The 12,818-nt window shown below is 34.7% G+C and carries 6 protein-coding genes; 4 read left to right on the top strand and 2 right to left on the bottom strand.

Translation table 11 applies throughout. The features are described 5' to 3' along the window. Window positions 1-7 precede the first annotated feature (7 nt). Entirely contained in the window at window positions 8-2,356 is a 2,349-nt protein-coding gene (locus ACH5TX_RS06635) for an ATP-dependent helicase (protein WP_439338746.1), read from the bottom strand. 151 nt (window positions 2,357-2,507) lie between these two features. Here ACH5TX_RS06635 and ACH5TX_RS06640 point away from each other — a divergent pair, with 151 nt between their 5' ends. Both ACH5TX_RS06640 and ACH5TX_RS06645 read left to right on the top strand, forming a co-directional pair. Further along, window positions 2,508-4,055 (top strand): FMN-binding glutamate synthase family protein, encoded by a 1,548-nt coding sequence (locus tag ACH5TX_RS06640; protein WP_439338747.1) that lies wholly within the window; start codon window positions 2,508-2,510, stop codon window positions 4,053-4,055. 21 nt (window positions 4,056-4,076) lie between these two features. Then, window positions 4,077-4,598, top strand: a complete 522-nt coding sequence (locus ACH5TX_RS06645) for a DUF7935 family protein (RefSeq protein WP_439338748.1) — start codon at window positions 4,077-4,079, stop codon at window positions 4,596-4,598. Here the strand turns inward: ACH5TX_RS06645 and ACH5TX_RS06650 are convergent. After that, window positions 4,590-5,510 (bottom strand): patatin-like phospholipase family protein, encoded by a 921-nt coding sequence (locus ACH5TX_RS06650; protein ID WP_439338749.1) that lies wholly within the window; start codon window positions 5,508-5,510, stop codon window positions 4,590-4,592. The genes ACH5TX_RS06645 and ACH5TX_RS06650 overlap by 9 nt on opposite strands. Before the next feature lie 205 nt (window positions 5,511-5,715). Between ACH5TX_RS06650 and ACH5TX_RS06655 the strand changes: the two genes are divergently transcribed. Together ACH5TX_RS06655 and ACH5TX_RS06660 are read left to right on the top strand one after the other, a co-directional pair. Then, entirely contained in the window at window positions 5,716-11,811 is a 6,096-nt protein-coding gene (locus ACH5TX_RS06655; RefSeq protein WP_439338750.1) for a PKD domain-containing protein, read from the top strand. A 10-nt stretch (window positions 11,812-11,821) separates the two neighbouring features. Then, on the top strand, window positions 11,822-12,817 hold the full coding sequence (locus ACH5TX_RS06660) for a PorP/SprF family type IX secretion system membrane protein (RefSeq protein ID WP_439338751.1): 996 nt from the start codon (window positions 11,822-11,824) through the stop codon (window positions 12,815-12,817). The last annotated feature ends 1 nt before the right edge of the window (window position 12,818 follow it).

A 12,818-nucleotide genomic window follows, 5' to 3' on the forward strand; every position in this document is an offset into this window, starting at 1 on the left:
AACTAATTTAACCAATAACTTCCAACTTCGCAAAACGTAATAGTAATTTCTTAACTCCACCATGCTGAAAATTGATTTCAGCTTTAACATCGGCACCTTTACCTTCTATTTTTAAAACTTCACCGGTTCCAAAACGAATATGCTTTACAAGATTACCAACCGTTAGTGTATTATCAAATAAATTGGCATTAGCACTTTCGTTGGTTGCAGCAGCAGAAACACGTTTTAAATTTTTAGGTGCTGTAACTTGAAACTTTGGTTGCTCTTTTTTTATAGATTTTGTAGGCTTTTTTAAAACCGCTTGTTTCGCTGGTTTATACCTAATTTTATTAGGTTCTACATCGCCAAAAATATCGGCAGACAGCATCGGGTTGATGCGTCTTTCTAGTTTTGGTGTTATATTCTCAATAAACTGCTCGTCTATTTCTTCAATAAAACGACTTGGCTCAGAATCTACCAATTTCCCCCAACGGTAACGTGATAGCGCATAGGTTAAATAGGCTTGCTTTTCGGCTCTTGTTAATGCTACGTAAAATAAACGACGTTCTTCTTCAAGTTCGCTACGTGTATTCATACTCATAGCACTCGGGAATAAATCTTCTTCTAAACCAACTACAAATACATGATTAAACTCTAATCCTTTTGCTAAGTGAATAGTCATTAACGCTACGGCATCTTCATCGCCTTTTTCGTTATCTAAATCGGTTGCTAAAGCAACATCTTCTAAAAATTCAGCTAAATTACCTGTGGTATCGGCAATTTCCATTTGACCTTCAACAAAATCCTTAATACCATTAAGCATTTCTTCAACATTCTCTAATCTAACAACGCCCTCTGGAGTCCCTTCCTTATTAATTTCACGTAATAAACCGGTTGCTTTTACCACATGTTCGGCTAATTCAAAGGCTGTTGCCGTTTGGTTCATAACCTGAAAACTCTCTATTAAAGTAACAAAGTCTTTCAGCTTGTTTTTAGCACCATTATTAATGTTAATATCTACTTTATCAATATTTTTAAGGACTTCAAAAATGGTTCGTTTATATCCATTTGCTGCAACCACCAATCTATCAATCGTGGTTTGCCCAATACCTCTTGCAGGGTAATTAATAACACGTTTTAAAGCTTCTTCATCGGCAGGATTTAAAATTAATCGCAGATACGAAATCACATCTTTAATTTCTTTACGCTGATAAAAACTCAATCCGCCATAAATTCTATAAGGAATATCGCGTTTTCTAAGGGCATCCTCCATAGCACGCGATTGTGCATTCGTACGATACAAAATAGCAAACTCTTTATTTTGTAATTGGTCTTGCATTTTAGCATCCCAAATGGTACTTGCTACATAACGTCCTTCATCACCATCGGTTAACGAACGGTGTACTTTTACTTTTGGACCTTCGTCATTAGCCGTCCAAACCACTTTATCTAACTTGGTTTTATTATGCTCTATAACAGAATTTGCTGCACCTACAATGTTTTTAGTAGAACGGTAATTTTGTTCTAATCGAAACAGTTTTACACCATCATAATCTTTCTGGAAATTCAATATATTATTAATATTCGCACCACGGAAGGCATAAATACTTTGCGCATCATCACCAACCACACAAATATTTTGAAAACGATCGGCCAAAGCCCGCACAATTAAATACTGACTGTGGTTTGTATCTTGGTACTCATCGACCATGATATATCTAAATCTATCTTGATATTGAGCTAAAACAGCAGGAAAACGCGTTAGTAACTCGTTGGTTCTTAATAACAAGTCATCAAAATCCATAGCACCCGCCTTAAAGCATCTATCTACATAGGCTGCATATATTTCTCCCATTCTTGGGCGACGCGTCATAGCATCGGCTTCCTTTAACTCAGGATTATTCATATAAGCCTTTACAGTAATTAAACTATTCTTGTAAGACGAAATCCTGCTATATACCTGCTTGGTTTTATAAATATCTTTATCTAAGCCCATTTCTTTTATGATAGATCCCATTAGTTTTTGAGAATCTTGAGTATCATAAATAGTGAAATTGCTAGGAAACCCTAAATGATGTCCTTCAAAACGTAAAATTTTAGCAAAAACGGAGTGAAACGTACCCATCCACAAGTTTTTTGCTTCACTAGTACCCACTATATCTGCAATACGCTCTTTCATTTCGCGTGCTGCTTTATTTGTAAATGTTAATGACAAAATGTTAAAAGCATCAACACCCTGACTCATTAAATACGCAATTCTATAAGTTAACACACGTGTTTTTCCCGATCCTGCACCTGCAATAATTATCATAGGGCCTTCTTTTTGTATGGTAGGCTCTAATTGTGCGTCGTTTAACTGACTTAAATATTTCTCCAAATTAATTTCAATTTTTAAAAGTTAAAAATAACCATTGTACGGCGTTTAACAGTATGTAATTATTAATAATTATAAACAATTAAAATATAACTTTGGCTTTATTAAAATTTAAATATCTTTAGCACTCATTTTTAAAAATTAAAAAATTTCTATGTTCGAATTTTTATCAAATATTACTTGGTGGGGTTGGGTTTTAATAGCCTTGGCAATTGTAGCTATACGCGATATCTTTTTTCAAAAAAAACATACTATAAGTCATAACTACCCTATTGTTGGACATTTACGTTACTGGCTAGAAAGTATTGGACCAGAAATGCGTCAGTATTTTGTAGCTAATAATAGAGAAGAATTACCTTTTAATCGTATTGAACGCGGTTGGATTTATGCTTCGGCAAAACATGAAAACAATTATGAAGGGTTTGGAACGGATAGAGATATTTATGCACATCAACATATTTTTATAAATAATGCGATGATGCCTTATAAACTTCCTGAAAATCATCCTAATAAAATTGATAAAACATTTTTACCCTGTGCCAAAGTTATGGGGGCATTTAATAAACGTAAAAGACCATATAGACCAGCTTCTATAGTTAATGTATCTGCCATGAGTTTTGGCTCGCTTTCCGCGAAAGCCATAGAATCCTTAAACAAAGGAGTTAAAATTGCTGATGCTTACCATAATACTGGTGAAGGTGGCTTATCGCCTCATCATAGCCATGGTGGCGATGTTATTTTTCATATAGGAACAGGGTATTTTGGAGTGCGCTCTAAAGATGGCGGTTTTTCTTTGGAAAAATTGATAAAACTAGTTGAAGAAAACCCATTTGTACGTGCTATAGAAGTTAAATTATCACAAGGTGCTAAACCTGGAAAAGGCGGCGTTTTACCTGGTGCTAAAATAACGAAAGAAATTGCTGAAATTAGAGGTGTTGAAGTTGGTAAAGATGTACTGTCACCTCCAAATCATACTGCTTTTTCTAATGTTCCTGAAATGGTTGACTTTATTGAAAAAATAGCAGAGGCTACTGGCTTACCTGTTGGTATTAAAGCTGCTATTGGGAAACTAGAACAATGGGAAGAACTAGCTGACATCATGCTTAAAACAGGTAAAGGTCCCGATTTTATAACTGTTGATGGTGGCGAAGGTGGTACAGGTGCTGCACCGCCAAGTTTTGCCGATCATGTTAGTTTACCTTGGGTGTATGGGTTTAGCGATTTATATAGGTTATTTAAAAACAAAGGACTCTCTGAACGCATAGTATTTATTGGTAGTGGTAAACTTGGTTTTCCTGCTAAAGCAGCAATGGCATTTGCTATGGGAGCAGATTGTATTAATGTTGCTCGTGAGGCGATGATGAGTATTGGTTGTATACAAGCTCAAGTATGTCATACAAACCGCTGCCCTAGTGGGATTGCTACTCAAAGTAAATGGCTACAAAGTGGAATTGACCCAACTTTAAAATCGGAACGATTGGCTCAATATTTCAAAACATTTAGAAAAGAATTTATTGAAATTACACATGCTGCTGGTTATGAACATCCGTGTCAGTTTAAAATGAGTGATATTGAAATTAATGTAGACGACCATAACCTTTCTAAAGAGCTAAACAGAACTTATATGTATGAGAAAACAGTTGTTCCTTTTAATTCTATGCAAGACTTAAAAGATTGTTTATATTTGGGAGGAAAATCTTAACCAAGCATTTAAATTACATTTATGGATACCCAAAGAATCATCGACCTTTTTCTTTTTGCAATTCCTTCATTAATTACAGGAGTTATTGCTTATTATTTTTTTAAAGAGCATACCAAAAATGAAGATGGAAGAAGACGCTATTTACTAAAAAAAGATATGCAAGTAAATGCGATGCCTTTGCGATTACAAGCATACGAACGTATGGCTTTGTTTTTGGAACGTTTATCTCCTTCAAAACTTTTAATTAGAGTTAACCCAACATCTTCAAATAAAGAAGATTACGTAAACTTACTTACACAAAGTATTGAACAAGAGTTTGAACACAATTTATCGCAACAAATATATGTAAGCGAAAAATGTTGGAGTATTATAACGACTGCAAAAAATGCTACAATTCAACTCATTAGAAAGGCTAGTATATCTGAAAAAACAGATACAGCCAATAAGCTTCGCGAAGTTGTTTTAACCGAAATGATGGAACGTCTTTCTCCTAGTGATGCTGCCTTGTCTTTTATAAAAGAAGAAGTCTCAGATTTATGGTAAGTCGTTTAATCGCAATTCATTTGAATGCGCTTCCTTACATTTTTCCTTAGCATAATTATAACCTTGATCCCACCAAGAAGTCATTAGCTTTTTATTGAATATTAAAGAGTTTTCGGTTAATTTTGATGGTGTATAATATAAATTTAGCTTTACATTATTATTCTTTGCTGCTAACTTTCCAATCGTGATATCATTACGCTCTACCTGATCTGATAAATGTCCGAACAAATTAATCATCAGCGAAAACGGATTTTTCCCCAAGACTTTATTGTATTCCATTTGCTCAGATTCTAAAATAATAGCATCAACCTCGGTAGCACCACGTAAAATAGCTTCTCGTATTGGCACTACACAACCTAAGCCTCCATCGGCATATTCAAAACCGTTTTTTTTAACCAAAGACATGAACGGTATATAATTACAGGAAATCCAAATCCAATCACAAAACTCATCATAGCTAAAATCTTTTATAGACTTATACTCTACTCTGTTTTTTGACAAATTAGATACTGTTACCACAACATCGTGTTTATGTTCTTTTATATAATGATATTCTTCTTCAATAAAATGCCTTTTTATATAACGCTTTAAAGCTTTACTCTCTCCAAAAGTTCTTTTACTTTTAACAAATTGAACTATAGTATTCAAAAAATTAATAGAAACAAATTCTCTATTTCCCTTTTTACGAGTACGAAAAGGGTTTATGCTGAAAATATTACTCTGTTTAACATTCGTAAAAACTCCGTGAATTTTTTCAATCTTATTTGCTGCCAAATGAGGCACCAACAAACCACCAGTAGATGTACCTAAAAACATATCGTAATCACGTCCTTCTTCTTGCATTAAATACTGCGCAACACCTCCTGCGTATGCACCTTTACTACCACCTCCTGAAATTACTAATGCTTTCAATCTAAAAATTTTATTTGTAAATATAATCAACTAACTATAGAACATAAAAATTAAAAGCCTTAAAAAAATTAATCATTATTATTAGCTGTTTTTATACCCATTATTAGGTATTTTACAGAAAATAAGCGATTTAAATCATTAATAAATGTCGTTACCTTAAAAAGAATATATATTTTAGTGACAGCTATTAATATAATTTCATTACATGAGAAAGGATTCTTTTCTTACTATACTCCTATTTTTTATAATTAGTATTTCAATTTTTGCTTTAAAAAAAGTTGATGCTAAAAAAGAGAACACAAACACACCAAACTACACAATATTAGATATTGAAGACACGCCTCCTCCTGCCGCAACCATATCAGGAACGACACAAGTTTGTAAAGACGAGAATCCAGCACCACAAATAACGTTTACTGGCTCTGGCGGCAATGCGCCATACACCTTTATATATACTATAAACTCAGGTGCAAATCAAACAGTAACCTCATCTGGATCTGGTAATACAGCTACAGTAAATGCTAATACAGGAACTGTTGGTGTTTTTGTTTATAGACTTGTTTCTGTAGAAGATAATAATGGAGATATAACAAGCGAAAGCGGGACTGCTACAATTACTGTAGGCGAACCAACAGTAGACTTTACTTTTAATAATGATGGCGCATGTTCTGGAACATCAGTAAGTTTTACATCAAACGCAACAGGCAATGGTTCTTTTACTTATAGTTGGAATTTTGGAGATACTACAACAAGTAATATTGCTAACCCTTCTCATATATTTACATCATTAGGCTGCGGCTCTCAAATTTTTAATGTCACACTTACCGTAACCGATTCAAATGGATGTTCAAATTCTATAACAAAACCTATTTCAGTGCAACAAAAGCCTCTATTAGAATTTGAAGATACAGATAATAGATTCGATCCTTTTAATAATTGCGGAAACAACACTACAGACCCTTCATACACTATTAACGTTGGTATTAGTAATGTTTCAGCCTCATGTATAACTTCTTACAATTTAGATTGGGGAGATGGTAGCCCTTTAGAAACTAATGTTACTTTTCCCGCAACACACACCTACACCCAATTAGGTTCTTTTAATATGAGAATTACAGGTATAGGAACCAATTGTGATAACACCGTTACTTATTTAATTAAGAATTCTAGCAATCCAACAGGATCTATTGTAAACCCCGGAAATACGGTTAATTTATGCACCCCAGTAAGCCCTTTAGAATTTGCTATTGGGTCTTGGGCAACGAATCCTCCTGACACAAATTATTATGTTGATTATGGAGATGGCACTACTGAAAACTATACACAATCACAATTAGAAGCTTCAACTTACTTTAATGCTTCAGACCCTATAAATTCACAAAATTTTCCAATACCCCACACCTACACCGCAAGCAGTTGTCCTGATTTTTATACCGTTATTTTATCAATAACAACTTCATGCGGACAAACAAATTTAACCGCTGGCCCTATTATAATCTTAAGAAAACCAGAAGTTGCTTTTGAAGATCCTCCTATAAGTTGCGTAAATTCTTTGGTTCAATTTAACAATACATCATTAGATGGATACAGCAATAATTGTAGCGTTAATGATGGCTATTATTGGGATTTTGGAGATGGTTCAACTTCAATATTAAGAGACCCCAGTCATGTTTATACTGCTCCAGGAACCTATACTGTATCATTGTATGCTGAAAATTCTTGTGGCGTTACAAATACGATAACTAAAGATATCTGTATCGAACCAGAACTCATTGCTGCCTTTACATTAGACTCCAACAACGGATGCTCTCCGCTTGCTGTTCAAACCACAAATACAACAGATTTAACTGATAGCTGCGGTGGAGAAACTTACCTTTGGCAAATCTCTTACACTTCTGGATTTTGTGGAACAGCACCTGCTCAATGGAACTTTAGTGGTGGCACAGATGAAACCTCAGCTGCTCCATCAATAAATTTTATTACCGCTGGCACTTACACATTATCACTAACTACAACTAATTCTTGTGGAAGTAATACAACATCAGAAACCATAGAAGTAAAACAACCACCTACAGTAGCAATAAACCCTATTCCTGATGCCTGTGGTTCTGTTTCTATAAATCCTGTATCCAATGTAGTATCATGTGCACCAGCATCAGAGACAATAACATATAACTGGAGTTTCCCTGGAGGCACACCAGCAACAGCGAACACTTTAAATCCAGGAACTATTACATATGCATCTCCAGGAAATTATCAAATATCACTTAGTGTAACTAGTAGTTGCGGAACAACTACAGACACCGAAGATTTTGTAGTAAACCCCATTCCAACAATTACAAATACCAATTTAACACAAACCATTTGCTCTGGGACTGATACAGCCGAAGTTACTTTAACTTCTGACATTCCTAATACAACGTATTTATGGACAGCTACTGGACTTGTAGGGACTTCAGGATTTATTACTTCAGGAAATACAAATACAATTCCCGTACAAACCCTTTTTAATTCCAATAACACTTCAGGAGATGTTATTTATGTAATTACGCCTTCAGTTGGAGGTTGCGACGGCGCTCCAGTAAATTTAATTATTACTGTAGATCCTGCGCCATCATTTACAAGTCAACCTCAATCAGAAACCATTTGTGTTAACGGTCCAATAACGACACTATCTGTTAATGTTAATGGCCCAGGAACACCAAGTTACCAATGGTACAGTAATACGGTTGATGCTACTACTGGTGGCACTGTAATTTCTGGTGAAACAAATTCAACATTCAATCCTTCAAACACACCTGTTGGTGTTATTTATTATTACTGCATAGCATCTTTTACATCTGGAGCTGGATGTAATGAAATTACTTCTAATACAGCAAGAATAGAAATTGTTGATGGTATTCAAATAGATGCTAATCCAACAGCTACACAGAGTATATGTAATGGTGGTGATATTCCATCAGCACTCTCAATAACACATTCTGGAGGCACAGGTACAATTACTTACCAATGGTATAGCAATACAACAAACTCAAACACAGGAGGCGCTATTATTTCTGGAGCCAATAATATAAATTATACTCCCCCTACGTTTAATACTTCTGGAAGCTATTATTACTACGTCGTTATTTCTTCTAACGGAAGTGGTTGTGCAGACGTTATTAGTGATGTAGCTGAAATAATAGTAGTTGACGATCCTATAATTACAACACAACCAATAACTACACAAACACTTTGTCAAGGTATTACACCTCAAAATTTAGAAGTTATAGTCTCAGGAGGCTTAGGCACTGTTTATAATTATCAATGGTATAGTAATACTACAAACATAAATTCTGGTGGCACACTAATTCCTAGTGAAACAAACAATATATTCACACCTCCTACAACCACTACAGGAACATTGTATTACTATGCTACCATATCTCAACCTGGTGCTGATTGCAGTGTCGTTAGCAACACTTCAGAAGTAAACATTAACGCTGCTCCTAGTTATACTACTCAGCCTATTTCAGAAACTATTTGCTTAGGCGAAACCCTAAATACACTTTCTGTATCCTATTCTAACGGCGTAGGCACACCAACGTATCAATGGTATTCCAATTCTGTAAACGATACAGCAACTGGAACTGCAATAACAGGCGCAACAAACGCTACTTACACACCGCCATCAGGAACTGTTGGCACTACCTTTTATTATATTATAATCACTTTTTCATCTGGTGGTTGTACAGAAATCACCTCACAAGTTTCTGAAAACACCGTAAACCAAACACCTAGCATTAATACCAAAACAGAAACTATTTGTAGTGATACTGCTTTTAACATTACTCCTAACACATCTGGTGGAGATACTGCTCCTTTAGGAACAACATATACTTGGACAAACCCAGTTATTAATCCTGCAGGCTCAATAATTGGTGCATCAAACGAAACAACACCACAAAGTAGCATTAGTCAAACACTAACAAATACCACCACAAATCCAGCAACGGTAACCTATACAGTTACTCCTGTCTCTGATATTTGTACTGGTACAGATTTCACTATTGAAATAACCGTCAACCCTTCAATTAGTACAACAGAAAATATTACAAATAGCGCATGTTACTTAGCAAGTAATGGATCTATTGAAATAGTAGTTACTGGAGGCGTACCTTTTTCAACAGGAAATCCATATTTAATTTCATGGACAGGGCCAAATGGTTACACAAATAATAATGAAGACATTTTTAACTTAGAACCTGGCAATTACGAGCTAACAATTACTGATGATGGAGGTTGTCCTTTTACAGATATACTTACTGTAACCGAACCTGATGAATTAATTTTTAGTACTACTGATTTTGATCCTGAAACCATAACTTGTTTTGATGCTAATAACGGTAGTATTGGTATTGATATTTCTGGAGGAACAACACCATACGCTTATAGTTGGACGCTAAACGGTAATCCTTTTAGTAATACTGAAGATTTATCTAATCTTGGTCCAGGTGATTATGAAGTTACTGTGGTAGATGCTAACAACTGTACTCCAATTGTTCAAGATTTTTTAATTATTGAACCGCCTTTATTAGATACTAGTTTAATCAATCAAGTTGATGTTATTTGTTTTGGAGACGCTACTGGAGAAATTAACATTAATACTACCGGAGGCAGACTTATTGAAACAAATCCAGGTGTTTTTGATTATTCCTATTCTTGGACAGGACCTAACGGGTTTACTAGCGATCTTCAAAATTTATCTAGTTTAATTGCTGGAACTTACAACTTAACAGTAACAGACAAATCTGGTTGTACAGATACCCTTGAAGTTATACTAAATCAAACCGATGAGATTATAATAGATTACACAGATACAAAAATTGAATGTTATGGCGATAATAATGCTTCTATAACAATAAATAATATTTCAGGAGGCAATCCTCCTTACACTATAGCTTGGAGCAATTTAGGTTCTGGAATGATTCAAAACAACCTATCTTCAGGAACCTACATCATCACAGTAACAGATATTACAAATTGCGAAAAGCAAGCAACCATAATTATTGATGAAGCACCTATTTTTAGAATAACACCAAATGTTACACAAGTATCATGCTTTGGAGAAAACGATGCCCGCATTGTACTAAATTTAGAAGGTGGTATAGACCCTGTTTCTCTTATTTGGAATGATGATGCAACCGCTGGCGTTGAACGAAATAATATTGGTCCAGGCAGCTATACCGTTACCATTACCGACGGGACGCCTTGTGAAATAATAGAAACATTTATTATAACCCAACCCGACGCTTTAACACTATCGGCAAACACTACTGATGCTTTAGATTGTGACGATGTAAATACTGGAGCCATTAACCTTATTGTTACCGGAGGCACACTACCTCTAAGCTACTCTTGGTCTAACGGAAGTACAACCGAAGACCTCACAAATATTCCTCCTGGAGACTACTCAGTAACCATTACAGACGCTAATAATTGTGAGATTTCAGGAAGTTGGCCTGTAAACAGATTTGAACCACTAATACTCGATGTTGAAACCCAAACCGATTTTAATTGCGAAACTAGTTATGTTAATCAAACTTTTGAAGCCAAAGCAAACGGAGGTGTTCCTCCTTATCAATTTAATTGGTCTAGTGGAACAGTTTCTGGCAGTAACAATCAATTTATGAATACCACACAAAACGGTTTAATCACTTTAGAGGTTACTGATAGTTTGGGATGCTCAACAAACTATTCTTTTAATGTTGGAATTCCTATTTTAGGTTACCCTGGTTTCAACAACAATTCTGAAGCCTACAGCGTTTATGGTTTTTTCTCTAAACAAGACCCTATACAATTCACAAATACAGCTACAGGAGATTATGTTTCTATCGCTTGGGATTTTGGTGATGGTAATTTTTCTTCGGAAGAAAACCCTACTCACACTTATGTAACCGAAGGTAGCTATATTGTAACCCAAAAAGTCACCTTTCCTTTAGGTTGTATTTATACACATGAAATCACACTAATTATTGAAAAAGGATACACTTTAATAATACCAAACGCTTTTACTCCCAATGAAGATGGTTTTAATGATTATTTTGCACCGGAATCTATAGCTTTAAGTGAAATGACTTTCAATATTTATGATACATGGGGAAGTTTAATTTATTCTGAAACAGGCAACGATTTAATAGGATGGGATGGCAAAATAAAAGGCAATGAAGCAGAAAACGGAAATTATCATTACACCCTTATAGCAAAAACACTTTACGGAAAAACCATTACCAAAGAAGGAGCATTTGTTTCTATTAAGTAAAAGAATTAAGATGAAATTTAAAATCGCTATCATAATAATTATCAGCTGCTTTTCAATACATGCAAAAGGACAAGACCCTGTTTTTTCGCAATATTTTTTAGTTCCTGAAACCATAAATCCTGGGTTTTCTGGCTTTGAAGACGCTTCTTATTTTGGACTAATTCACCGAACTCAATGGCCTAGTCTCGATTTAAGAGTAGATACCGAATATGCTTTTTTTAACTCTTGGATAGAAAATGTAGGAGGCATTGGTTTTAGTATTTTAAACCAACACGAAAACAACACCAATTACAACCACTTACAAGGTAATGTAAACTTTGCATATCATGTAGAACTAGGTAACGATTGGTATTTTAGACCTGCTGTTGAGCTTGGTTTTGGTACTAAATCTTTTAATTTTAGCAATATATTATTATCAGATCAAATTAATATTAATTCAGGAACCATAAGCTCAAACACGTTAGACCCATACGCTTTAAATGCTAATAGAAATATTACTTTTATCGATTTTACAACAGGCTTTGTTTTCGATAAAAAAAACACCCGAAATAACACCGATCTATGGCTAGGCGCTTCAATAAAACACTTAAACAAGCCTAATATTTCATTTGTAGAAAACGGTCACGTACCATTAGATATATTTTACTCCTTACATGCTAATTACAAATTTCCTTATTTTGATTACAACGATATGCTTCTATCTGTAAATTACATGCAACAAGGCGCATATAATAGATTAGATATAGGTACAACCATAAAACTTGACAAATTAATGCTAGGTGCGATGGCAGTTACAAATCCATCAAAAAACGATAATAACAGCCATTTATTAACTTCTATAAATGCTTTTATAGGCTTAGAACTTGAGCAATTACGTTTTGGATTTTCTTACGATTTAAACACGACAGATATAGGAAGAACAGATGGTATTTACGAACTATCCATCACTTATTTGGCTGGTTGCCTAATTTGCAGAAATCCAACAAACTTAGAACGACGAAAATAAG

The sequence above is a fragment of the Thalassobellus citreus genome, from assembly GCF_044385915.1.
In the GTDB taxonomy this organism is placed as follows: domain Bacteria; phylum Bacteroidota; class Bacteroidia; order Flavobacteriales; family Flavobacteriaceae; genus Thalassobellus; species Thalassobellus citreus.

Bases quoted from the DNA above. Each gene is read 5' to 3' on its own strand.
- ACH5TX_RS06640 (WP_439338747.1), top strand. From the start codon at position 2,508: ATGTTCGAATTTTTATCAAATATTACTTGGTGGGGTTGGGTTTTAATA.
- ACH5TX_RS06645 (WP_439338748.1), top strand. From the start codon at position 4,077: ATGGATACCCAAAGAATCATCGACCTTTTTCTTTTTGCAATTCCTTCA.
- ACH5TX_RS06655 (WP_439338750.1), top strand. From the start codon at position 5,716: ATGAGAAAGGATTCTTTTCTTACTATACTCCTATTTTTTATAATTAGT.
- ACH5TX_RS06660 (WP_439338751.1), top strand. From the start codon at position 11,822: ATGAAATTTAAAATCGCTATCATAATAATTATCAGCTGCTTTTCAATA.